We start from the raw sequence: 22,561 nt of genomic DNA on the forward strand, positions 1-22,561 counted from the left end.
TGCGGCGCCGACACGGTCGGAACCATGACGACCACGCTGTCGGCGCCCGAACACGCCCAGCCCGCGCCCGAAGCCGCCCGGAAACCGCGCTGGGTCCGGCCTTCCGTGGCCGCGCTGCTGCTCGGCACCGGCCTGCTCTACCTGTGGGACCTGGCGAAGACGGGCTGGGCCAACGACTTCTACGCGATGGCCGCCCAGGCCGGCACGTGGAGCTGGAAGGCGCTGTTCTTCGGTTCGCTCGACCCCGGCAACGTCGTCACCGTCGACAAACCGCCGTTCTCCCTGTGGGTCATGGGGCTGTCCGGCCGGCTCTTCGGCTTCTCGAGCTGGAGCCTGCTCGTGCCGGACGCGCTCGCCGGCGTCGCCTCGGTGGGCCTGCTCTACCTCGCCGTGCGACGGCTGTCCGGCCCGGGCGCCGGCCTGCTCGCCGGGGCCGGGCTCGCGCTGACGCCGGTCGCCGCGCTCATGTTCCGCTACGACAACCCCGACGCCTTCCTGGTGCTGCTGCTCGTCGCCGGCGCCTACTGCGTCGTGCGCGCGCTGGAGCACGCGAGCACGAAGTGGCTGCTGCTCGCCGGCGTCGCGGTCGGGTTCGGCTTCCTCGACAAGATGCTGCAGGCGTTCCTCGTCCTGCCCGCGTTCGTGCTGGCCTACGCGGTCGCGGCGCCGACGTCGCTCGGCCGCCGGATCGGCCAGCTGTTCGCCGCGGCCGGGGCGGTGCTCGTCTCGGCGGGCTGGTGGATCGTGGTCGTCGCGCTCTGGCCGGTGGCGGACCGGCCGTACATCAGCGGCTCGACCGACAACACCGTGCTGGAGCTGGCGTTCGGCTACAACGGCCTCGGCCGGATCTTCGGCGAAGGCCGGGGCGGCAGCGGGACGGCGCCGGGCGGGGCCGGCGGTTTCGGCGGTGGCTTCGGCGGCGAAACCGGCCTGACGCGGTTGTTCGGCGGCGAGTTCGGCGGGGAAGCGTCGTGGCTGCTGCCCGCCGCCCTGATCGGCCTGGTCGCCGGGCTGTGGTTCACTCGGCGCGCGCCCCGCACCGACCGGACCCGCGCGGCACTGCTGCTGTGGGGTGGCTGGCTGGTCGTCACGACGCTCGTGTTCAGCTACATGAGCGGCATCATCCACCCGTACTACACGGTCGCGCTGGCCCCGGGGATCGCGGCCACGCTGGGGATCTCCGCGCGTGAGCTCTGGCGCGGCCGGGCGAACTTCGCGGCCCGCGCGGTGCTGGCCGTGCTGCTCGCGGTCACCGCCGTCTGGGGCTTCGTGCTGCTCGCACGCACGCCGGACTGGCAGCCGTGGATCCGCTACACGCTGCTCGTGCTCGGCGCGGCCGGGGTGCTGGCGCTGCTCTTCGGCGCCGACCGGCTCCGGCGCTCCGGCCCGGCGGTGGCCGTGCTCGGCCTGTGCGGCGCGCTGCTCGGGACGGCGTCCTTCACCCTGGCCACGGCGGCGACGCCGCACTCCGGTGGCACGCCGTCGTCCGGCCCGGCCGTCGCGAGTGGACGCGGGTTCGGCCGTGGCGGCGGCGGGTTCGGCGAGGGTCAGACCGACACCGCCGTGATCGACCTGCTGAAGAACACGACGACGAAGTGGGCCGCGGCGCAGAGCGGCGCGATGCAGTCGGCCGGGCTGGCGCTCTCGAGCGGACGCCCGGTGCTCGCGATCGGCGGCTTCAGCGGCAGCGACCCGGCGCCGACGCTGGCGCGGTTCCAGCAGTACGTCGCCGCTGGGGACGTCCACTACTTCGTCGCCGGCGGGCGCGGCGGCTTCGGCGGTGGTCGCGGTACCTCGGGCGAAATCCAGACGTGGGTCGAGCAGAACTTCACGCCGGCCACCGTCGGCGGCACGACGGTTTACGACCTCACAAAATCTGTCAATTGATCGAAATTCGCCCGATTGTTTCCGGCGTGTTAACAGTCGAGGAATCATTCGCGGATTCGACGCCGGTGCGGTATCGGCGGAGGCGTACACCTGTTCGATTCCGGTCCCGTTGACCGGCGCATCGCGAACGATTGTTCGGTTCCCGGAAATAGCGCTCGGTGATGATCACGGCGTGCCGTAACGACGAGGGACTACAGCCCGTGCAATTGCCCGTGCTCGTGGCCGGGATCTTGGCCGGGCGGCCGACAGAAACCCGGTCAACTCGATCTTGAAACGGCCTGATATCGCTGGTCGGCCCGGCCGGGGGTCACTCGTTCGGCTGCATTGCCCGGGCGTTGTGGAGATCTTGTGCTAGTCGCTAGGCTCGCCGCCGGTCCGTAGTCCTGAGCAGTCCTGAGCAAGTCCTGAGCACCGCGATTCCTCGGGTACGGCACCACTCCACTTCCCCCGCAGCTGGGAGTTCGTTGTGATTTCCCGTTCCCGCCCCCGTCTCCTGACGGTGCTCCTGACCTTGCTGACCCTCGCCGGGGTCACCGCGCTTTCGGGCTGCAGTGACAGTTCCGCCACCGGCACCGGCGGCAAGATCACCCTCGGGTTCAGCGCCTGGCCGGGCTGGTTCCCCTGGCAGGTGGCGCAGGAACAGGGACTGTTCGCCAAGAACGGCGTGAACGTCGACCTGAAGTACTTCGACAACTACACCGACAGCATCAACGCGCTGTCCAGCGGGGCCATCGACGCGAACAGCCAGACCCTCAACGACACGCTCTCCTCGGCTTCCGGCGGCGCGAAGCTGTCGATCGTGCTGGTGAACGACAACTCCACCGGCAACGACAAGATCATCGCGCGGGACGGGATCAACGCCATCGCCGACCTGAAGGGCAAGAAGGTCGCGGTCGAGCAGGGGACGGTCGACCACTACCTGCTGCTGCTCGCGCTGCAGGAGGCGAAGCTGACCGAAAAGGACATCGAGCTGGTCAACCTGCCGACCGACGCCGCCGCGGCCGCGTTCGTCGGCGGGCAGGTCGACGCCGTGGGCGCGTTCGCGCCGTTCACCTCGAAGGCCCTCGAGCGCCCGGGCAGCCGCGCGATCTCGACGTCGACGGAGTTCCCCGGTGCCATCCCGGACCACCTCGTCACGTCGCAGAAGCTGGTCAAGGAGCACCCGAAGGACGTACAGGCACTGGTCAACACGTGGTTCGAGACGCTGACCTGGATCAAGAACAACAAGGACGCGGCCGTCGGGATCATGGCCAAGCGCGGCGGTGTGTCCGACGCGGACTACAAGTCCTACGACGCCGGTACGACGATCTTCACGCGCCAGCAGAACCTCGACGCGTTCACCCCGGGCGTCACCGCCCAGCACCTCGACTTCCAGGCGAACAAGATCGTCGACTTCATCGTCGGCACCGGGCTCGCCCAGCAGCGGCCTTCGCTGGACGGCCTCTTCGACGACCAGTTCGTGAAGGCCGCACCGCAGTGACCGGTCGGACCCAGCAGCTCGCCGAACGCCGGGAGTCGGGCCGCCCGGCCTGGGGACCGCTGCCGCGCCGGCGCGCGCCGAAGTCCGCGTCACCGCTGTTTTCCCTGCGCACGCCGATTTCCGCGTCGGCGCGCTGGACGCTGGCGGTGCTGTCGTTCGCGATCCCGTTCCTCGCGTGGGTCGTGCTGAGCGTCAGCGGGGTCGTCGACCCGACGTTCCTGCCGTCGCCGGCCGCGGTGGTCCGGGCCGGGGCGGACATGGCGAGCACCGGCGAGCTGTTCGACGACCTCTGGGCGACGACCCAGCGGGTGCTCGAAGGGTTCGGCCTCGCCGTGCTGGTGTCGGTGCCGCTCGGCATCCTGATGGGCGGTTTCACCGCGGGGCAGGCGTTCTTCGAGCCGCTGATCGGGCTGCTGCGCTACCTGCCGGCGAGCGCGTTCATCCCGCTGCTGATCATCTGGCTCGGCCTCGGCGAGCCGTCGAAGATCGCCATCCTCTTCATCGGGACGGTCTTCTTCAACACGCTGATGACCGCCGACGTCGTCCGCGGCGTGCCGGCGTCGCTCATCGACGTCTCCTACACCCTCGGCGCGCGCCGGGGCGAGGTCCTGCGCAAGGTCGTCGTCCCGCACGCGCTGCCGGGCATGATCGACGCGATCCGCGTCAACGCCGCCGCGGCGTGGAACTTCGTGGTCGTCGCCGAGCTGATCAACTCCTCGGCGGGTCTCGGCTACCGGATCGTCCGGGCGCAGCGGTTCCTGCAGACGGACAAGATCTTCGCCGTGCTCGTGGTCATCGGGATCGCCGGGCTGGTCATCGACGTCCTGTTGCGCCTGCTGCGCACGAAGGTCGGGAAGTGGGCGGCATGACGCTGGAGCTGCGGAACGTCGCGAAGGACTACACCGTGCGCGGCAAGGTGACCCGCGCGCTCGACGGCGTCGACCTCGAGGTGTCGCGCGGCGAGTTCGTCTGCGTCGTCGGCGCGAGCGGCTCGGGCAAGTCGACGCTGCTGTCGCTGGTGGCCGGGCTCAGCCGGCCGACCGAGGGCGAGATCGTGCTCGACGGCGTCCCGGTGACCGGCCCCGGCCCGGATCGCGGGCTCGTCTTCCAGGCCGGCGCGCTGTACCCGTGGCGGACCGTCGAGAAGAACGTCGCGTTCGGACTCGAGCTGCTGCCGGTCGACGCGGGCGAGCGCGCCAAGCGCGTGGACTGGTACCTCGCCGAGACCGGGCTCCACGCCGTGCGCAAGTCGCTGCCGAAACAGCTTTCGGGCGGCCAGAAGCAACGCGTCGCGATCGCGCGGGCGCTCGCCTGCGAACCGGATGTCCTGCTGCTGGACGAACCCTTCGGCGCCTTGGACGTCCAGACCAAAGAGGACATGCAGGTGCTCATCCGCCAGGTCTGGGCCGACACCGGTACCACGGTGCTGATGGTCACCCACGACGTCGAGGAAGCGGTGTTCCTGGGCGGCCGGGTGGTGGTGCTCGCCTCCGACCCCGGCCGGATCGCCGCCGACGTCGAGGTGACGCTGCCCGCCGAGCGGGACCTGGCGGTGAAGCGCGAGCCGCGGTTCCTCGAGCTGCGCGCCCGGATCGAGGACCTCGTCCGGGAGCAGCACCGCGGCCACGTCGGCCGGGTTGCCGCGGACGGGTGAGAACGGAAGACGGGAAGGTGTGGGGATGAGGCACGGCGAGGCGACCGTGGAACGGGCCGGTGGCGGGGGAATCCTGTCCAGGCTCGGCATTCGCGGCAAGCTGAACCTGCTGCTCCTGCCCCCGCTGGTGGCGGTGGTGCTGGTGTCGGTGCCGTTCGTGCTGACCCAGGCGAACAGCGCGGTGGCCGCGACGCAGTCGGCGACGGTCGCCCGGCACACCCAGCAGCTCGGCGGCCTGGTCTGGCAGCTGCAGCGTGAACGGCTGCTGACCGGCGCGTACGTCGCGACGCCGTCGACGCCCGCCGACCAGATGCTGCAGCAGCAGAAGGCGGTGGACACGGCGGTCGAGAGCGTGCGGGCGTCGCTGGGAGCCGACGCGCCGGACGAGCTTTCCGCGGCGCTGACCCGGATCGGCTCGCTGAACGAGCTGCGGCAGAACGCGCAGCGCCGCGGTGTCGCGCTCGACAGCGTCGCCCGCACCTACCACGCGGTGATCGGCGCGGTAATCGATTCACTGCGGCTGGTCCCGCAGCTCACCAGTGACGCCGAGGGCACGCGGGAGCTGACCGCGCTGGAGGCGCTGCTGCGCGCGAACGAGGAGAACTCGTTGCGCGGCATGGCGTTGATCGTGACGGCGGTGTCGCCCGAGGCCGGCCGGTCGATCCTGGACGACGCGACCCAGCAGGCGCCGATCTTCACCGACCGGTTCGTCCAGCTGGGCGGCAGCGACCAGTCCGCGCTGGTCGTCAACGTCGAGCAGAGCGAGGCGGGCCGCCGGATCAACGAGCTCGCCGGCCAGGTCGACGCCCCGCGCACGACCTCGGGGACGAGCCAGTACCTCGCCGACGTCCTCGCGGCGTCGGAACGCCAAGCGGGGCAACGGAAGCTGGTCCAGGAGAAGGTCACCGGCGAGATCGCCGACGCGGCGACCGGGCGAGCGGACGCCGGCACGCGGCTGGCGTGGCTGGTCGGCGTCGGCGCGGGCCTGCTGTTCCTGCTGGTCGCCTTCCTCGCGGTCGCGGTGTCCCGTTCGATCGCCCGGCCGCTGCGGCAGCTGACCACCGCGGCGACGTCGGTCGCCGACCTCGCCGGTACCGAGCTCGTCCGCGTGACCGACACCGAGGAGGCCGAGGCGCAGGTCCCGCGGCTGGCCACGATCGACGTCGTCTCGAGCGACGAGCTCGGCGAGCTGGCCGCGGCGTTCAACCGGGTCCAGACCACCGCCGCCGAGCTGGTCGAACGGCAGGCGCTCACCCGGCGCAACACCAGCCTGATGTTCGCGAACGTCGCCAAGCGCACGCAGAACCTCGTCGGCCGCCAGCTCGCGCTGATCGACGAGGTCGAGCGCGACGAGCAGGACACGCGGCTGCTGGCCAGCCTCTACCGGCTCGACCACCTCTCCACCCGCCTGCGCCGCAACGCCGACAACCTGCTCGTCGTGTCCGGCACCCGCGACGAGACGCGCATCGCCGGCCCGATCGAGCTGTCCACGGCGCTGCGGTCCGCGCTCGCCGAGATCGAGGACTACCAGCGCGTCAAGCTCGGGGTCGTCGCGGAGATCCTGCTGTCCTCGTCCTTCGGCGCCGACCTGGTGCTCGTGTTCGCCGAGCTGCTGGAGAACGCGACGTCGTTCTCGCCGCCGGGCTCGGCGGTCGAGGTCGACACGATGTTCCTCGCCGACGGCTCCTGCCTGGTGAGCATCGTCGACCACGGCATCGGCATGACCGCGGAGAAGGTGGCCGAGGAGAACCGGCGGCTCGTCGAGCGCGAACGGCTCGAGCTGGCGCCGACCAGCGTGCTCGGCCTGTTCGTGGTGGGCCGCCTGGCGCGGCGCCACGACCTGGGCGTCGAGCTGCTCGCGACGCCGAGCACCGGCGGTGTGACCGCGCGGCTGACGATCCCGCCGTCGCTGTTCAGCCACCGCTCGGTGATGCGGGTCAAGCCGGTGATCCCGGCGCAGGCCGTGCCCGAGGCGCGTCCCGCGGAGGCCGTCGCGGTGGCCGCCGCGTCCATTTCGGACTCGTTGCGTCCGGTCGAGCTGCCTTCGCCGGCGATCCCGGCGCTTCTCGGGTCTCGCAACGGCTTCCTCTGGTTCGACCAGCGGGACCCGGTGTGGCCCGACGCCGAGCCGGAAGAGCCGGCGAGCCGGGGCGGGCTCAAGCGGCGCGTCCGCGGTGCCCAGCTGCCGAGCCCGGGTACCACCGCGCCGGTGTCGCCGGAGCCCGGACCACGGCACGACCCGGAGGCGACCAAGGCCGCGATGGACGGGTTCCAGGACGCCTTCGCCCGGGCCGCCGCTCCGGCACCTCCACGCGAAAGTGCCCCGGTGGCCGCCGAAGCCCGGGACGGCCTGGTCCGCCGGGTCCCCGGTGCCCAGCTCGCCCCGGGCCTGAAGCCGGTGACCGCCACGGGCCGGCCGCCCGCCCGTGCCGTCGTGAGCCGCGGCAGGCGGGACCCGGCGGCCGAGCGAGCGGCGTTCGACTCGTTCGCCGCCGGCCTCGCCAAGGCGGACGTGGTGACGGCGGAACACCTGGAAATGGACGCACGAGAAGAGAGCAGGAAATGAGCATCCCCGCAGCTGGTGTCAGCGTCGAAGCCCAGAACTTCAACTGGCTGGTGAGCCGTTTCGCGCAGCACACGGCCGGCGCGATCGCCGCCATCGCGGTCTCGGCCGACGGGCTGCTGATCGCGGTGTCCTCGGAGCTCGAGCGGTCCAACGCCGACCGGCTCGCCGCGATCTCCTCCGCCATGCTCGGCCTCGCCCACGGCGTCTCCGAAAGCCACCCGCTCGGCTCGCCCGACAAGGTGATCATCGAGCTGGAGCACGGGTACCTGCTGGTCTGCACCATCAGCATCGGCTGCTCGCTGGGCGTGCTGGCCAACAAGCAGGCCAGCCTGGGCACGATCGCCTACGAGATGGCGATGTTCGCCAACCGCGCCACCGAAGTCCTGACGCCGGGCCTGATCGAGGAGCTCAAGAACACCGTAGGTTCGTGATGACCGAAGAGCCGGACACCTCGCTGCTGCGGCCGTACCTGATGACCTCGGGACGCGCCCAGCCGGTCGACCAGAGCCTCGAGATCGAGGCGCAGGTCATGACGTCCCGCCTCGGGGCGGCGTCGCACCCGAAGCTCACGTTCGAACGGCAGGAGATCGTCTCCCTCTGCCGGAGCACCGTGTCGGTCGCCGAGGTGGCCGCCATGCTCGGCCTGCACATCGGCGTCGCCCGGGTGCTGGTGGCCGACCTCGCCGAGCAGGGCTACGTCGTCGTCCGGCGGCCGGCGAACCACACCTCACACGACCTCGGCATGATCGAAAGGGTCATTCGTGGACTCGAAGCCATTCACTGAACCGGCGGCCCGCCCACCGGCCCCGGTCAAGATCGTCATCGCGGGCGGCTTCGGCGTCGGCAAGACGACGGCGGTGTCGTCCATCTCGGAGATCAAGCCGCTGACCACGGAGGCGGCGATCACGTCGGTCGCGGCTTCGGTGGACCGCACGGGCCACGTCCCGCGCAAGACCACGACGACGGTCGCCCTCGACTTCGGCTGCATCACGATCGACGACGAGGTGAAGCTGTACCTGTTCGGCACGCCCGGCCAGGACCGCTTCGGCTTCATGTGGCAGGACCTGGTCCACGGCGCACTGGGGGCGCTGGTGATCGTGGACACCCGCCGCATGGACGACTGCTACCCGGCGGTCGACTACTTCGAGAACGCGGGCCTGCCGTTCGTGGTGGCGGTGAACATGTTCGACGGGTCGCTGGGGCACAACCTGGAGGACATCCGCTGGGCACTGGCGGTCAGCGAGGACGTCCCGCTGATCACGTTCGACGCGCGGCAGAAGCTTTCGGTGCGGGACGCCCTGCTGGCGGTCCTGCACAACACGTTCAAGAAGGCCCGTGCCCAGGCGGCCGCGGGGGCTTGAAGGCCCTCCGGCCCACCGAGAGTTCTCGGCGGCTACACTGATCCACGGACCCCGCGCGGCGTCCACCCTGTGAACCTCCCCAGGGCCGGAAGGCAGCAAGGATAAGCAGGCTCTGACGGGTGCGCGGGGTCCCCTTCGTCTCTGCCTCGGGCTTCGCCCCTCGCTCGACTCCGTCGTTGTTCCCGGGGGCCGAGCCCCCGGAGCCCCACGGTGCCTCTCTCACGGCCTCGCGGGTCTGCCGCTCAGAACAGGCCCAGCACGTCTTCCGGCGGCTGCGGCGACGGCGGGCGGTCCTCGTCCGTGATCGGGGCCGCCCTTCCGGCCAGCTTTCGCAGCTCCGCGCCGTGGACGCACCTGGCCGGGAAGGCCGCCGAGGCCGTTCGCTGGGTGATCTCCGCCGTCGGGAGGTCCGACGCCGAAGCCGCGAACACCAGGTTGCCGAAGCGGCGGCCCTTCAGGACCGCCGGGTCCGCCAGCAGCAGGACCTCGGGGAACACCTCGCGCAGCGTCGCCAGGAAGCGGCGGGCGAACGGGAGCCCCGAGCCGTCCGTGATGTTGGCCAGGTAGATCCCTTCCGGACGCAGGATCGTCGCGATCGCGCGCGTCGCCTCCAGGGTGGCCAGGCCGCCGGCCAGGGTCGCGCGCTCGAACGCGTCGACCACCGCCAGGTCCGCCGAGTCCTCGCGTCTCGTGGCCAGCCCTTCGCGGCCGTCCGTCACCCGGACGCGCAGGCCCGGCACCCGCAGCCCCAGCTGGGCGCGGACCAGTTCGACCAGCTCGCCGTCGGCGTCGAACACCAGCTGCCGCGACCCCGGGCGCGACGCCGCGACGTAGCGCGGCAGCGTGCACGCCGCCCCGCCGATGTGCAGCGCGTCCAGCGGGCCCGGGGGCAGCTGGTCCACGACGTCGCCGAACCGCCGGACGTAGTCGAACTCCAGGTTGGCCGGGTGGTCCAGGTCGACGTAGGACTGGGCGACCCCGTCTACCGACACCAGCCAGGCGTTGCCGCGGTCGACGTCGCGGCGGAGCTCCGCCGTCCCGAACCGGACCGGGTACCGCCCGGCTGCGGGACCAGGCTTTCGCGCACGCGCCACGACCGGCGAGCCTAGTTGTCGGTGGCCCCCGGTAGTCTCGCGGCGTGGCTCTCGCGCTGTACCGCAAGTACCGTCCGGCTACGTTCGCCGAGGTAGTCGGTCAGGAGCATGTGACCGAACCCCTCCGCACGGCGTTGTCCGCCGGGCGGATCAACCATGCCTACCTCTTCTCCGGCCCCCGCGGCTGCGGCAAGACCTCCAGCGCGCGCATCATGGCGCGCTCGCTGAACTGCGTGAAGGGCCCGACGCCGGACCCGTGCGGCGAGTGCAACTCGTGCAAGGCGCTCGCTCCCGAGGGGTCGGGCAGCGTCGACGTCACCGAGCTGGACGCCGCCAGCCACGGTGGCGTCGACGACGCCCGCGAGCTGCGCGACAAGGCGTTCTACGCGCCGGCGGAGTCGCGGTACCGCGTGTTCATCATCGACGAGGCGCACATGGTCACCACGCAGGGCTTCAACGCCCTGCTGAAGATCGTGGAAGAGCCGCCTGAGCACGTCATCTTCATCTTCGCGACGACCGAGCCGGACAAGGTGCTCACCACCATCCGCTCGCGGACGCACCACTACCCGTTCCGGCTGATCCCGCCGGGCGCGATGCGCGCGCTGCTGGAGAGCAACGTCGCGGCCGAAGGCGTCGAGGTCGAGCCGGCGGTGTACCCGCTGGTCATCCGGGCCGGGGGCGGTTCCGCGCGGGACACGCAGTCGGTGCTCGACCAGCTGCTCGCCGGCGCGGGCCCGGACGGCGTTTCGTACTCGCGCGCGGTCGCGCTGCTGGGCGTCACGGACGTGGCGCTGATCGACGACATGGTGGACGCGCTGTCGACCGAGGACGCCGCGACCGTGTTCGGCACGGTCGAGAAGGTCACGGAGGCCGGCCACGACCCGCGCCGGTTCGCGACGGACCTGCTCGACCGGCTGCGCGACCTGGTGCTGCTGCGCGCGGTGCCGGACTCCGCGGGCGGGCTGGTGTCGGCGCCGGAGGAAGAGCTGTCGCGGATGGTCGGGCAGGCGGAGCGGATCGGTCTGGCGACGCTGTCGCGGTACGCGGACATCGTCCACAATGGACTTCTGGAGATGCGCGGGGCGACGTCGCCCCGGCTGGTGCTCGAGCTGCTGTGCGCGCGGATGCTGCTGCCGTCGGTGACGGAGGCGGAGAACGCGCTGCTGGCCCGGATCGAGCGGCTGGAGCGCCGCGCGACGCTGGCCACCGGAGGCGGAGCGCCCGCCGAGGGTGGGGTGGAGCCGCCGGTGCGGGCGGCGTCGGAGCGGTTCTCACGTCCGTCGCAGCGCCCGGGTTCGGCCGATCCGGCGCCGGCCCCGGAGCCGGCGAGGGCCGAACCGGCTGCCCGGCCTGCTCCCGCGGCTGCCGAGCCGGCTGCGGTGGGTCAGCCTGCCGATGGTGGCTCGGGAACTCGCGCGGCGTCGGCAGGCCAGCCCGCGGATGGCGAGGGAACTCCTCGCACGGCCGCCGCTGCCACCTCGGCTCCGGCCGCAGCCACCGCCGCTCCGGCTTCGGGCGTCGGCAACTCGGCACCCCAGTCCTCGGACAGCGGCTGGGGAACCCCGCGCACCCCGGGCGGCGGCACACCCGCCCCGGCCGCGGCGGCCGCCGTCGCGCCGGAAGCCACCAGTTCCGCCCCGGCGACCGCGGACGGCGGCCTGGACGCCGCCGCGATCCGGAACGTCTGGCCGCAGCTCATGACGGCCTTGCGCAAGTTCACCGGCGGCCGCAGCCTCGAGGCGATGCTGACCCAGGCGACCGTCGCGACCGTCGAGGGGCACGCCCTCACCCTCACCCACAAGTCCGAGCCACTGGCCCGTCGCCTGTCCGACCAGGACAACGCCCGCAAGATCGCGGGCGCGCTGGCGGACGTCGTGGGTGGCGACTGGCAGGTCCGCTGCGTCCACGGCAACGCCCCGGCCGCGCCGGCCGCACGCGCGCAGCAGGCGGCGCCCGCGGCGGAACGGTCGTTCACCCGGCAGTCCGCGGCCCCGGCCGCCGCGGCGCCCGCCCCGGCCCCGACGCCCACCCGGCCCGCACCGGCACCCGCCGCGGCCCCGGTCCGGCCCCGGGTGGCCACGTCCGAGCCGGACATCCCGCTGCCCCCGGAACCCGCCGACGAGGACGACGACGACCTCTACAACGAGGACGCCAGCCCCGCCCCGCCACCGCCCCCACCGCCGCCGGACCAGGACCCGGACGAGCTAGCCCGCAAGCTGATCTCGGACCACCTCGGCGCCCGCCCCCTCGACTGACCAAGGGCCGGCGGGGCCCGGGGCTGATGCCCGCGACCCGGTCGGCGGTGATCCGCGCGATCACCGTCCGCCCGTGATCCGCACGATCACCGTCCACCGCGGCGCCCGCCCCTCGACTGACCAAAGGCCGGGGGTCAGGAAGCCCAGGGCCCAATGCCCGTGACCCGGTCGGCGGTGATCCGCGCGATCACTGCCGTCGGCGAGCCCTGGTTGCCCAGCACGTACTTCGGCACGCCCAAATACCGCTGGGCCTGCCGGTCCATCAGCGCCGTGAACTCGTCGGCGATGTCCGGGCCCTCGATCCGTACCGCTCGGTACCTTGGTACCCATGGGTGACTTCCCCGGTGACGTCTTCCTCGCGGACTGCCCGGCCCGGCTGGCGATCGAGATCATCGCCGACAAGTGGGCGGTCGTCGTCGTGTTCGCGCTCAGCCGCGGCCCTCGGCGCCACGGTGAGCTCGTCGACCTCATCGGCGGCATCTCCCGCAAGGTCCTCACCCAGACGCTGCGCAAGCTCCAGGGCTACGGCCTCGTCGACCGCCGCACGTACGCCGAAGCCCCGCCCCGCGTCGAGTACTGCCTGACCACCCCCGGGCAGACGCTCGTCGAGCCCATCGGCGTCCTCACGAAGTGGGCGACGAGCCACGGCGAAGCCGTCCTCGACGCTCAGGAAGCCAGGTAGGCCTCGATCGCCGCGGCGATGGCGGACGCGTACTGCTGGCGTCCCTCTTCGCTGGTCATCCGGGCCGCTTCCGCCGCGTTGCGCATGTTCCCGCACTCGACGAGCACCGACGGCCGCGTCGAGAGGTTCAGTCCGCCGAGGTCCGTGCGCGCCGAAAGGCCGTTGCCGCCGATGTAGTTCGACGTGCTGAAGCCGCCCGAGCGCAGCGTGTCGCGGACGACCTGCGCCAGCCGCGTCGACGGCTCGCCCTGCGCGGCGTTCAGCGGCGGTGACGAATACGCGACGTGGAAGCCGTTCGCGCCGGCCGCGGTCGAGCCGTCGGCGTGGATGGAGACGACGGCGTCGGCGTTCGCGGTGTTGCCGATCGCGGCCCGCTGGTCGACGCAGGGGCCGACGCCGGTGTCGTTCTGTCGCGTGTAGACGACGCGGATTCCCTTGCTCACCAACGCTTCTCCGACCCGCTGGGAGACGTCCCACGTGAACGCGTGCTCGGGGTAGCCGGCGTTGGTCGAGGTGCCGGTGGTGTTGCACGGCTTGCGCTGCCCGCGCCCGGCGGGCACCTGCCGGTTGATCTCCGCCGGGTGCGATGCGTTGCCGCCGTTGTGGCCGGGGTCGAGGACGACGACCTTGCCGGAGCCGACCGGCGGTGCGGCGGCCGACGGCGGCGGGAGCGACGGCGAAGATGACGCGGCGGGCGTCACGGTCGTCGGCGTCGGCGTGACCGTCCGCGTGGTCACGGGAGCGGGCGCCGGCGCTGCCGGGGTGTCTTCGGCGCAGCCGGTGAGCAGCAGGGCACCGGCCAGCAGCAGAGGGGCAATCGCGCGTCGCACGGCGACCACGGTGCCACAACCCGGGCCCACCCGTGGCGCGACTACCCTGGCGGACGACACAGGCGTGCAGAGAGGACCGAGTGCGATCATGGTGCAACCCGGCGGCGGCTTCGACATCTCCCAGCTGATGCAGCAGGCCCAGCAGATGCAGCAGAAGCTCGTCGAGGCCCAGGAAGAGCTTGCCAACACCGAGGTCACCGGTACCGCCGGTGGCGGGCTGGTCACCGCGACCGTCTCCGGTGACAGCCAGCTGAAGAGCCTCCAGATCGACCCGAAGGTCGTCGACCCGGACGACGTCGAGACGCTGTCCGACCTGATCGTGGCGGCGGTCCGCGACGCGTCGGCGAGCGCGCAGAAGCTCACCGAGCAGAAGCTCGGCCCGCTGGCCGGCGGTCTCGGCGGCGGTGGCGGCATGCCCGACCTCGGCGCCCTCGGCTTCGGCGGCTGACGAACTTGTACGAAGGTGTCGTCCAGGACCTGATCGACGAGCTCGGGCGCCTGCCCGGGGTCGGGCCGAAGAGCGCCCAGCGGATCGCGTTCCACCTGCTGGCCGCGGACCCGGCGGACATCTCGCGGCTGCAGGAGGTCCTCGGCAAGGTCAAGGAGGGCGTGCAGTTCTGCGAGGTGTGCGGCAACGTCTCCGAGCAGCAGAAGTGCCGCATCTGCCGCGACGAGCGCCGCGACCTCACGGTCATCTGCGTGGTCGAGGAGCCGAAGGACGTCCTCGCGGTCGAGCGCACGCGCGAGTTCAAGGGCCGCTACCACGTCCTGGGCGGCGCGCTCGACCCGTTGTCGGGCATCGGGCCGGAGCAGCTGCGGATGCGCGAGCTGCTCAAGCGCATCGGCGAAGCCGACATCAGCGAGATCATCATCGCGACGGACCCCAACACCGAGGGCGAAGCGACGGCGACGTACCTGGTGCGGATGCTGCGTGACTTCCCGGGCCTGAGCGTGACGCGGCTGGCGTCGGGGCTGCCGATGGGCGGTGACCTGGAGTTCGCGGACGAGCTGACCCTCGGGCGCGCGCTGTCGGGACGGCGGGCGCTCTAGCCCAGTACCCAGGCGCCGGTCAGCGTGTGAAAAAATCCGTCCGGCTTGCCGATCGGGGGTCGCGCGAGCGTTCGATGTGTGTCCGCACGACGCGCGCCTTCATCCGATGAGCGAGGAGCTCCGCCATGGCTTGGCTTGACGCGGTGCCCAGCGTGGTGCTGTGCGGGGTGCTGCTGGTCCTGCCGGGACTTCCGATCACCTACCTGCTCGGCCTGCGCCGCCTGACGGCCGTCGCGCTCGCCCCGGTCGTCGTGACGGCCGTGGTGGTGCTGACGGCCATCGCCGCGTCGAAGCTCGGTCTCGCCTGGTCGCCGCTGCTCGTGCTGGTCGTGTTCGCCGGGCTGGCGCTGGTGCTCGCCGCCGTGGTCGTGCCGTTGCGCAAACGGTTGCCGCGAGCCGTGCCCGGGGACAGCTGGCCGGTCGTGGGGGCTTCGGCGGCCGGTCTCGCCGTCGCCGTGCTGCTGGGCGCCCTCGCGGTCCGGCTGTCGATCCGCGGTCCGGAAGAACTGGTCCAGACCGACGACTCGTCGTTCCACTACAACGCGATCGCGAACATCCTCAACACCCGCGACGCCTCCACGTTCATGATCGACACCCTCGGCGTGCCGGGCCGCGCCCACGGGTTCTACCCGGCCGCCTGGCACGACCTGGGTTCGCTGTTCGTCATGATCAGCGGCAACTCGGTGCCGGCGGCGGCGAACATCCTGTCGGTCACCATCGCCCTGGTCGTCTGGCCGCTGGGCTGCGTCCTGCTGATGCGCCAGCTCGCCGGGCCCTCGAAGCTCGCGCTGGGCGTCACCGGCCTGCTCAGCCTCGCCTTCGGCGCGTTTCCCTGGGAGATGCTCGGCTGGGGGATCCTCTGGCCCAACCTGCTGGGGCTCTCGCTCGTCCCGGCCGCGCTGGCCGCCCTGCTTTCGGTGACCAAGCTGGCCAAGGACGACGCCATCGGCCGCGGCCGGGCGTGGCTGCTCGCGCCGGCGTTCGCCGTGGCCGTGACCATCGCGCACCCCAACGCGGTGATCACCCTGGCCGCCATCGCCCTGCCGGTGCTGTTCCTCGGCCTCGCGCGGGCGTCCCTGCGGCGGTACCGCACCGGTGACCGGCTGCGCGCCGGCCTGCTGGCCGCGCCGATCGTGCTGGCCGCGCCGGTGTACTGGCTCGTCGTGGTCAAGTCCGGGGTGTTCGCGGGGACCATGAACGCGGACGTGAAGCCGATCGAGTCGCCGTCGCAGGCGCTCGGCGAGGCACTGACCGGGGCGACGAACGGCCGTGGCGCGGGCTGGGTACTGGCCGCGCTCGTGATCGCCGGGGCCGTGTCGTGCTTCCGGCAGCGGTCCCGGCGCTGGCTGGTGGCCGCGCACGTCATCTCCGTCGGTCTCTTCGTGCTGGCCGCGGGGGTGCGGGGAACGGGCCGCAACGTCTTCACCGGGTTCTGGTACACCGACTCCCACCGGCTCGCCGCCATGCTGCCGATCACCGGGGTCCCGCTCGCGGTGATCGGGGTGCTCGCGGTGCTCACCGCGGTCCGGTCCTGGCTCGGCTCGGCGAACTTCCTCGAGCGGCGCCAGAACCTCGCCGCGCGGGCGACGGCGGTCGCGCTGCCGGTGCTGCTCCTGCTGGTGCTGGTGTCGACCGGTGGCCTGAACGTCCTCGACCACCGCAACCGCGTGCTGAGCGCCTACCCCAAGATCGATCCGCTGGTGAACCAGGAGGAGTACGACCTCTTCAAGCGGATCGCCGAGCGCACCGAGCCCGGCACGATCGTGGCCCAGATGCCGTACAACGGCAGCCCGGTGGTGATGGCGCTGACCCGCCGGCAGGTGCTGTTCCCGCAGCTGAACATCGGCCGGATCACGAGCGACCAGGTCTACCTGGCCCGCCACCTGAACCAGGCGGCGACCGACCCGCGGGCCTGCGCCATCGCGGACCGCCTCGCCGTGCGGTACCTGCTCACCAACGACGTCCCCCGCGGCAACCTGTGGGACGGCCTCGCCTACCCGGCTCCCTCGGCGGGCTTCGACCAGATCGACCAGGGTGGCACGTTCAAGCTCTACCGCGTCCCGGCGTGCGACAGCGCGCAGCCCCAGAACCGCTGACGGCTCCGGGGCTGCGCGCCGGGTGGGAGATCAGCAGTAGCCGAGCTGCGCCAGCGTGTTCACGACGATCTCGGACGGGTGGTACTTGTCCGTCCAGTTGTCGCCGCGGCGCTCGGCGTAGCTGCCGAGGAACGTGCGCAGCTTGTCGCCGCGCATCTCGGTCAGCTCGATGTTCGCCCCGATGCCGACGTGGCGCTCGGTGCGGTGGCGGTGCACCGCGCACGGGATGCCGAGGTAGCCGCACTCCTCCTGCAGACCGCCCGAGTCGGTGACGACGTACTCGGCGCGCGCGACCACCGGCAGGAACTTCAGGTACCGCAGCTTCGGCCGGATGATGAACTTGTCGTCGAAGAGGTGCTCGAGGTCCAGCGCGCGGATCTTCTCGCGCTCCGGCGCTCCGGCCATGTACAGCACCGGCATCTTGCGGCTCTCTTCACGCAGGATCTCCAGCGCCTCGCGGTACTTGTCCGCCCGGGACAGCAGCTCGAAGCGGTGCAGCGTGGCCAGGCCGAACTTCTCCGGCACGTCGACCACCAGCGGCTGGCCGATCGCCAGGCGCATCGAGTCGATCGCGGTGTTCGCCTCGGTGTCGACCACCACACCGCGGGTGTTCTTCAGGTTCGCGACCTCGCGGGACGTCGGCGCGAAGTGGATGTCGACGACCTTCGCGGCGATCTTGCGGTTCAGCTCCTCCGGCAGCGGCGACAGGATGCTGCCCGACCGCGCGCCCGCCTCGATGTGCCCGACCCGCGACTTGAGGATCCGCTTCCCGATCAGCGCGCCGTACGGCGTGGTGAACGTGTCGCCGTGCACCAGCACCAGCGGCGGGCGGCCGTCCTCGGTCAGCGTGGCGCGGAGCTCCTGGCGACGGCCCCACGCGGTGCGCAGCACCTGGGCGGCCCAGCCCGGCACCTGCGCCGGCGACTCGAGGTTGTGCGCCTTCTCACGCGGCACGAACCAGAGGTCCGGCTCCGGCAGGTCGAGATCGGAAAGGACGTCGGCGACCTCGTCGACGTGCTGCGCGGTGAACCAGATCTTCGGCCGCACCCCGCGCTCGACGATCCCGTGGTAAACCGGGGCGATCTTGATCAGTTCCGCGGTGGTGCCGAGGATGAAGGAAATCACCGTGAGGGCCCATTTCTGGTCGGGTGCGGTGGCGTAAGGATACTGGCCGACCCGCCACGGGGGCCGCCGGGTAGCCTCGGCACGGTGAGTGCGAACCCGCTCCTCCCCTCGCTGAGTGTCGTGATCCCGGTCTACAACGAGCAGGACTGGATCGACCGCAGTGTCGGCGCACTGCTCGCCTCGGCCGAGGCGGCGAACTGGCCGATCGAGGTCGTCGTCGTGGACGACGGCAGCACCGACGCCACGCCGGCGCGGCTCGACGAGCTGCGCGAACGGCACGGCATCACCGTCCTCAGCCAGGCCAACTCGGGCCGGTTCGAGGCGCGTAGCGCGGGGATCGCGAAGTCGTCCGGCGAGTGGATCACGCTGCTCGACAGCCGCGTCATCGTCGACGAAGGCAGCTTGACGTTCCTGCGCGACCAGCTCGTGGACCACCCCGAGCGCGCGGTCTGGAACGGGCACATCGACGTCGCCTCGGAGCACAATCCGTACGCGGGGTTCATGGCCGGGCTGGTGAAGGTGCCGTGGCGCAAATACTTCGCGAATCCGCGGTTGACGTCGTATGGAATAGAGGAATTCGACGTCTACCCGAAGGGCACGACGTTTTTCTGCGCCCGCCGCGCACTTCTCGAGGGATCGATCACGGCGTTCACGTCGCTGTTCGACGACATCCGCTTCGCGAGTGACGACACCCGCATGCTGCGCTGGATCGCCGAGCGCGAGCGGATCTGGCTGGCGCCCGGGTTCTCCGCCGTCTACAACGGCCGCGACTCGTTCAAGAAGTTCGCGCAGCAGGCCTACTTCCGCGGTACGACCTATGTGGACTCCTACATCGGCTCGCCCGGCCCGGCCCGCAACGCGCTGTTCGGCGCGCTGGCCGCCGGTGCCGTCGGCGTGGTCTTCGCCGCCAAGAAGCCGAAGACGACCCTGGTCGCCGGCGTGCTCGGCGCCGTCGCGGCCGGTGAGGTCGTGAAGAAGTGCGGCGCGACCGGCCCGGAGGCCCGCGCGGTCACCAAGCTGCTGCCGGTGTTCGCCGGCGGCTTCGGCGCGGGCGTCCTGCGTGGACTGGCCATGGCCGTGCGGGCCCGGCTCCGGCGTCGATGAGTGCCGCGGGGGTGAAGGGCGTGGAGGCCGGCGCGCGCAACGGCCGGACGACGGCGGGCAGTCTCGGCAGCTCGCTGCTGGTGTCGATCGGCCTCGGCTACGTCCTCACCGTCGCCTGCCAGCGTCTGCTGCCGCCGCAGGAGTACGCGCTCTTCGTCACGTTCTGGGGCCTGCTGATGGGTCTCGGCAGCACCCTTTCGCCGCTGGAGCAGGAGCTGTCCCGCCAGTCGGCGGTGGCGGCCCTCGACGGCGGCAAGGCGGGCCGCCCGGCGCTGCGCGCGGTCGCCGTCGGCGTGGTCGTGGCGGCCGTTTTCTCGCTGGCCCTGCTGATCCCGCCGATCAACGACCGGCTGTTCCGCGGCGACTGGTCGCTGGCGGTCATCGTGCTGGCCGGCGGGGTCGCCTTCGCCTGCCAGTTCGGTACTCGCGGGCTGCTGATCGGGCAGCACAAGGTGAAAGCGTTCTCCCTGCTCGTGGTCGCCGAACCGGCGGTGCGCGCGCTCCTCCTCGGCGTCCTGTTCGTGTCGGTCGCCTACAACGTCGTCTCGCTGGCCATCGCGGTCGCCGCGGGCTCGTTCGCCTGGCTGTTGTTCGCCCGCCCGGCCCGGCGCCTGCTCGACCCGCACGTCGAGGGCGACGGCTGGGGCGTCACCAGCCGCCGGATGGGCATGCTCCTGGCCGGTGCCGCGCTGACGTCGGCGGTCATCACCGGCTACCCGGCGCTGGTCGGACTGCTGGCTCCGGGCGGTGACGGCGACCGCGTCGGCTCCCTGTTCGCCGCGCTGGTCATCGCGCGGCTGCCGCTGACCCTGATCGGGCCGGTCCAGTCGCTGGCCGTGCCGTTCGTCGTCCGGCTTTCGGTCACCGAAGAGGGGCGTCACCGCCTGCGCCGCGTGCTGGCCCTCGGTGCCCTCGCCTCGCTGGCCCTGGCCGCGCTCGGTGCGCTGGTCGGCCTGTGGCTCGGCCCCTGGGCGGTGCGGTTCGTCAGCGGCCCCGGCTACGACATCGACGGCTGGTCGGTCGCGGGACTGGTGTGGTCTTCGGTGCTGCTGGTGCCGATGCAGCTGCTCACGGCCGTGCTCGTGGCCCGCACCCAGGCGAAGCTCGTGCTGGTCAGCTGGGCCGTGGTCACCGGCACGGCGTCGCTGCTCCTGCTCTTCCTGCCCGGCGACACGGTGTTCCGCGCGGTCGTCGCGCTGGCCGCGGCGCCCGCGCTGGGCCTGGCCGTCGTGCTCGCTTTCGTGCTGCGGCGTGCCCCGAAGAACGGGACCGCGACAACCGCGGGCGCCGTTGAAGCGTCTTCATAGTGGCCAGTAAGGTGGCATGCGCCCGCTGGTGGGACGGGAACGGCGTGAAGCGCCGGTGAGGTTTGGACTGCGAATTCGATGAACGTTCTGCTCGTTTTGCTCGCGTTCTGGTTGCCGGGGCTGGTGTTCGGCGCCGCGATCCGGCTGCGGGGCTGGACGTTGGCCGCCGCCGCGCCGATGCTCACCTTCGGCCTCGTCGCCCTCGGCATCCCGGTGCTGGGCCGGTTCGGCATCCGCTGGACGATGCTCGACGTCGCGCTGTGGACGCTCGTGGTCTCGGCGGCCGGTTTCGGGCTCGCCTTCGCGGTGTCCCGGTTCACCCGGCGCCGCCACCCCGACCGGGAAGAGCCGGAGCGGCCGGCGCGCAGCGTGCGCGACCACGTGCTCATCGGCCTCGGCGTCGCCGCCGGCATGGGTGTCGGCACCGTCACGTTCCTGCGGGGCATCCGGAACACCGGCAACGTCCAGCAGGGCTGGGACGCGCCGTTCCACGCGAACCTGGTGCGCTGGATCGCCGAGCACGGCGACGCCCGGCCGTCGACCGTCGGCACGATCTCGAACCTGCCGGGCCAGACGGACTACTTCTACCCGGACACCTACCACGCGCTGCTCGCCCTGGTTTACGAAAAGGGCGGCCTGACGATCATGCCGACCCTGAACCTGGCCGCGCTGGCGGTGGTCCTCACCGTCCCGCTGGGTGTCGCCGCGATGTGCCACGCCTGGCGGATGCCGCCGATCGGCGTCGCCGCGGCCGCCGCGGTTTCGGCCTCGTTCTCCGTCTTCCCCTACGACTCGCTGTGGCGCGGTCCGCTGTGGCCGTACGTCGCCGGCATCGCCTTGATCCCGGCCATCCTCGCGGTCGCGCGGCACCTGCTGGAGCCGCGCGGGATCGCCGGGCCGGTGGCGATCGGCGTCGGCGTGGCCGGGCTCGCGGGCCTGCACACGAGCGTCGTCTTCGTGGTCATCGTCTACTTCCTGCTGATCCTCGTCGCCGTCCTGGTCCGCTGGGAGCCGATCACCTGGAGCCGGTCGGCACCGTCGCTGATCGCGACCGTCGTGCTGGCCGCCGCGTTCGGCATTCCGGTGGTCCTGCCTTCGCTCTACAACGCCAGCGGCGTGACCAGCGCCTACTGGTCCTCCGAAGCGACGGTCACCGGCGCCGTCGGCGAAACCATCACGTTCTCGCCGATGGCCGACTTCCCGCAGTGGTGGATCGGCATCCCGGCCATCATCGGGGTGTTCCTGCTGGTCAAGCACCGGCGGATGCTGTGGATGGTCGCCGCGTACGTCGTGCTGGGCGGGCTGTTCGCCGCCACGGTTTCGCTCGAGACCGGCCTGGTGCACACCTTGACCAGCCCGTTCTACAACGACCACTGGCGCGTCGCGGCCCTCGTGCCGCTGGCCGGCTGCGTCGCGTTCGGCGAGTTCGCCCACACCGCAGCCGGCTGGTTCGCCGCGAAGGCCGCCCCGCGGCTGCCGAAGCTGAAGCCCGCGACGCTGACCGTCCTCGGTCTCGTCGTGCTCGCGCTGGTCGTCGGCGGGCTGAGCCGCGGTGGCTACATCGGCCGCAATGCCGCCCGGCTGCAGAACAGCTACAACGGCGGGCCGACGGTCACCAAGGACGAGGAAGCGGCGTTCGGCTGGCTCGCCGCGCACACCGCGCCCGGCGAGCGGGTGCTGAACGACAAGTCGGACGGCTCGGTCTGGATGTACGCGCTGGCCGGGGTACAGCCGACGCAGTGGACGTTCTACGGCGCCGAACTGGCCACCGACGCGGGCTACCTCAGCATGTTCGGCAACGGCGTCGACAAGTACCCGAAGGTGCGCGAACTGCTCACCGACCTGAAGGTGCGGTACGCGTTCGTCGGGGCGGGCAAGGTCACGCCGACGACGGTGCGGGACCTCGGTCTCCAGCACCTCGACACCAACCCGAGCTTCAAGCTGGTCTACCGCAACGCCGGCGCCTCGATCTACGAGATCGAGGGCCAGCAGGGCGTGGTCACGTCCGGCGCGGCGCCCGGTTCCGCGCCCGGTGACGGCCAGTGACCGGCGGGGGCTGGAAGTCCGCCG

Annotated in this window: 19 protein-coding genes and 1 other RNA gene; 17 read left to right on the forward strand and 3 right to left on the reverse strand. The window is 71.8% G+C overall.

Going from position 1 to position 22,561, the window contains the following annotated elements; all coding sequences use genetic code 11:
- Positions 1–24: 24 nt before the first annotated feature.
- The 9 genes from ACZ7OU_RS08650 (at position 25) to ffs (ending at position 9,086) form a co-directional block, all read left to right on the forward strand.
- Entirely contained in the window at positions 25–1,887 is a 1,863-nt protein-coding gene (locus tag ACZ7OU_RS08650) for a glycosyltransferase family 39 protein (protein WP_470254669.1), read from the forward strand.
- A 466-nt stretch (positions 1,888–2,353) separates the two neighbouring features.
- Positions 2,354–3,367 carry an ABC transporter substrate-binding protein gene (locus ACZ7OU_RS08655; protein WP_470240573.1) on the forward strand — a complete coding sequence of 338 codons (1,014 nt, stop codon included), beginning with the start codon at positions 2,354–2,356 and terminating at the stop codon, positions 3,365–3,367.
- Positions 3,364–4,236 (forward strand): ABC transporter permease, encoded by an 873-nt coding sequence (locus tag ACZ7OU_RS08660; RefSeq protein WP_470254670.1) that lies wholly within the window; start codon positions 3,364–3,366, stop codon positions 4,234–4,236. Before ACZ7OU_RS08655 ends, ACZ7OU_RS08660 begins: the two co-directional genes overlap by 4 nt.
- Complete coding sequence (locus ACZ7OU_RS08665) at positions 4,233–5,021, forward strand: ABC transporter ATP-binding protein (RefSeq protein WP_470240575.1); 789 nt, start codon at positions 4,233–4,235, stop codon at positions 5,019–5,021. Before ACZ7OU_RS08660 ends, ACZ7OU_RS08665 begins: the two co-directional genes overlap by 4 nt.
- Before the next feature lie 25 nt (positions 5,022–5,046).
- On the forward strand, positions 5,047–7,587 hold the full coding sequence (locus ACZ7OU_RS08670; protein WP_470254671.1) for a sensor histidine kinase: 2,541 nt from the start codon (positions 5,047–5,049) through the stop codon (positions 7,585–7,587).
- Positions 7,584–8,018, forward strand: coding sequence for a roadblock/LC7 domain-containing protein (locus ACZ7OU_RS08675; RefSeq protein ID WP_364378792.1), 435 nt, complete (start codon positions 7,584–7,586; stop codon positions 8,016–8,018). The genes ACZ7OU_RS08670 and ACZ7OU_RS08675 overlap by 4 nt, the downstream gene beginning before the upstream one ends.
- The gene (locus tag ACZ7OU_RS08680) at positions 8,018–8,371 is read left to right on the forward strand and encodes a DUF742 domain-containing protein (protein WP_470240817.1); all 354 of its coding nucleotides are present in this window, start codon (positions 8,018–8,020) and stop codon (positions 8,369–8,371) included. Before ACZ7OU_RS08675 ends, ACZ7OU_RS08680 begins: the two co-directional genes overlap by 1 nt.
- Positions 8,349–8,948 carry a GTP-binding protein gene (locus tag ACZ7OU_RS08685; protein ID WP_470254672.1) on the forward strand — a complete coding sequence of 200 codons (600 nt, stop codon included), beginning with the start codon at positions 8,349–8,351 and terminating at the stop codon, positions 8,946–8,948. Before ACZ7OU_RS08680 ends, ACZ7OU_RS08685 begins: the two co-directional genes overlap by 23 nt.
- A gap of 43 nt (positions 8,949–8,991) precedes the next feature.
- Positions 8,992–9,086: signal recognition particle sRNA small type (ffs, locus tag ACZ7OU_RS08690), an RNA gene on the forward strand.
- A 104-nt stretch (positions 9,087–9,190) separates the two neighbouring features.
- On the opposite strand, the gene ACZ7OU_RS08695 is transcribed toward ffs, so the two are convergent.
- Positions 9,191–10,042: a spermidine synthase gene (locus tag ACZ7OU_RS08695; protein WP_470254673.1), complete on the reverse strand. Its 852-nt coding sequence runs from the start codon at positions 10,040–10,042 to the stop codon at positions 9,191–9,193.
- Positions 10,043–10,086: 44 nt separating this feature from the next.
- On the opposite strand from ACZ7OU_RS08695, the gene ACZ7OU_RS08700 reads away from it, so the two are divergent.
- Together ACZ7OU_RS08700 and ACZ7OU_RS08705 are read left to right on the forward strand one after the other, a co-directional pair.
- Positions 10,087–12,297 (forward strand): DNA polymerase III subunit gamma and tau, encoded by a 2,211-nt coding sequence (locus ACZ7OU_RS08700; RefSeq protein ID WP_470254674.1) that lies wholly within the window; start codon positions 10,087–10,089, stop codon positions 12,295–12,297.
- 328 nt (positions 12,298–12,625) lie between these two features.
- The gene (locus ACZ7OU_RS08705; protein WP_470254675.1) at positions 12,626–12,979 is read left to right on the forward strand and encodes a winged helix-turn-helix transcriptional regulator; all 354 of its coding nucleotides are present in this window, start codon (positions 12,626–12,628) and stop codon (positions 12,977–12,979) included.
- Here ACZ7OU_RS08705 and ACZ7OU_RS08710 read toward each other — a convergent pair.
- A complete protein-coding gene (locus ACZ7OU_RS08710; protein ID WP_470254676.1) occupies positions 12,964–13,818 on the reverse strand; it encodes an N-acetylmuramoyl-L-alanine amidase in 855 nt (284 codons plus the stop codon). The two genes, ACZ7OU_RS08705 and ACZ7OU_RS08710, sit on opposite strands and share 16 nt — an antisense overlap.
- Before the next feature lie 79 nt (positions 13,819–13,897).
- Here ACZ7OU_RS08710 and ACZ7OU_RS08715 point away from each other — a divergent pair, with 79 nt between their 5' ends.
- The 3 genes from ACZ7OU_RS08715 to ACZ7OU_RS08725 all read left to right on the forward strand — a co-directional run bounded on the left by ACZ7OU_RS08715 (position 13,898) and on the right by ACZ7OU_RS08725 (position 16,955).
- Positions 13,898–14,257 carry a YbaB/EbfC family nucleoid-associated protein gene (locus ACZ7OU_RS08715; RefSeq protein ID WP_155549341.1) on the forward strand — a complete coding sequence of 120 codons (360 nt, stop codon included), beginning with the start codon at positions 13,898–13,900 and terminating at the stop codon, positions 14,255–14,257.
- A 5-nt stretch (positions 14,258–14,262) separates the two neighbouring features.
- Entirely contained in the window at positions 14,263–14,859 is a 597-nt protein-coding gene (recR, locus tag ACZ7OU_RS08720) for a recombination mediator RecR (protein ID WP_470240583.1), read from the forward strand.
- A gap of 125 nt (positions 14,860–14,984) precedes the next feature.
- The gene (locus tag ACZ7OU_RS08725) at positions 14,985–16,955 is read left to right on the forward strand and encodes a DUF6541 family protein (protein ID WP_470254677.1); all 1,971 of its coding nucleotides are present in this window, start codon (positions 14,985–14,987) and stop codon (positions 16,953–16,955) included.
- A gap of 30 nt (positions 16,956–16,985) precedes the next feature.
- Here ACZ7OU_RS08725 and ACZ7OU_RS08730 read toward each other — a convergent pair whose 3' ends face one another.
- The gene (locus ACZ7OU_RS08730) at positions 16,986–18,080 is read right to left on the reverse strand and encodes a UDP-N-acetylglucosamine 2-epimerase (RefSeq protein WP_470240585.1); all 1,095 of its coding nucleotides are present in this window, start codon (positions 18,078–18,080) and stop codon (positions 16,986–16,988) included.
- A gap of 84 nt (positions 18,081–18,164) precedes the next feature.
- Here ACZ7OU_RS08730 and ACZ7OU_RS08735 point away from each other — a divergent pair, with 84 nt between their 5' ends.
- From ACZ7OU_RS08735 to ACZ7OU_RS08745, 3 genes are all read left to right on the forward strand, one after another.
- Complete coding sequence (locus ACZ7OU_RS08735; protein ID WP_470240586.1) at positions 18,165–19,184, forward strand: glycosyltransferase family 2 protein; 1,020 nt, start codon at positions 18,165–18,167, stop codon at positions 19,182–19,184.
- A gap of 20 nt (positions 19,185–19,204) precedes the next feature.
- Complete coding sequence (locus tag ACZ7OU_RS08740; RefSeq protein ID WP_470254678.1) at positions 19,205–20,491, forward strand: lipopolysaccharide biosynthesis protein; 1,287 nt, start codon at positions 19,205–19,207, stop codon at positions 20,489–20,491.
- Between the two features lie 78 nt (positions 20,492–20,569).
- Complete coding sequence (locus ACZ7OU_RS08745; RefSeq protein ID WP_470254679.1) at positions 20,570–22,537, forward strand: DUF6541 family protein; 1,968 nt, start codon at positions 20,570–20,572, stop codon at positions 22,535–22,537.
- Positions 22,538–22,561: the final 24 nt, after the last annotated feature.

The organism is Amycolatopsis sp. NPDC114505, assembly GCF_055633615.1.

Coding starts and splice junctions, on each gene's coding strand:
- ACZ7OU_RS08725 (WP_470254677.1), top strand. CDS start 14,985: ATGGCTTGGCTTGACGCGGTGCCCAGCGTGGTGCTGTGCGGGGTGCTG.
- ACZ7OU_RS08675 (WP_364378792.1), top strand. CDS start 7,584: ATGAGCATCCCCGCAGCTGGTGTCAGCGTCGAAGCCCAGAACTTCAAC.
- ACZ7OU_RS08665 (WP_470240575.1), top strand. CDS start 4,233: ATGACGCTGGAGCTGCGGAACGTCGCGAAGGACTACACCGTGCGCGGC.
- ACZ7OU_RS08650 (WP_470254669.1), top strand. CDS start 25: ATGACGACCACGCTGTCGGCGCCCGAACACGCCCAGCCCGCGCCCGAA.
- ACZ7OU_RS08670 (WP_470254671.1), top strand. CDS start 5,047: ATGAGGCACGGCGAGGCGACCGTGGAACGGGCCGGTGGCGGGGGAATC.
- ACZ7OU_RS08705 (WP_470254675.1), top strand. CDS start 12,626: ATGGGTGACTTCCCCGGTGACGTCTTCCTCGCGGACTGCCCGGCCCGG.
- ACZ7OU_RS08680 (WP_470240817.1), top strand. CDS start 8,018: ATGACCGAAGAGCCGGACACCTCGCTGCTGCGGCCGTACCTGATGACC.
- ACZ7OU_RS08715 (WP_155549341.1), top strand. CDS start 13,898: ATGGTGCAACCCGGCGGCGGCTTCGACATCTCCCAGCTGATGCAGCAG.
- ACZ7OU_RS08745 (WP_470254679.1), top strand. CDS start 20,570: ATGAACGTTCTGCTCGTTTTGCTCGCGTTCTGGTTGCCGGGGCTGGTG.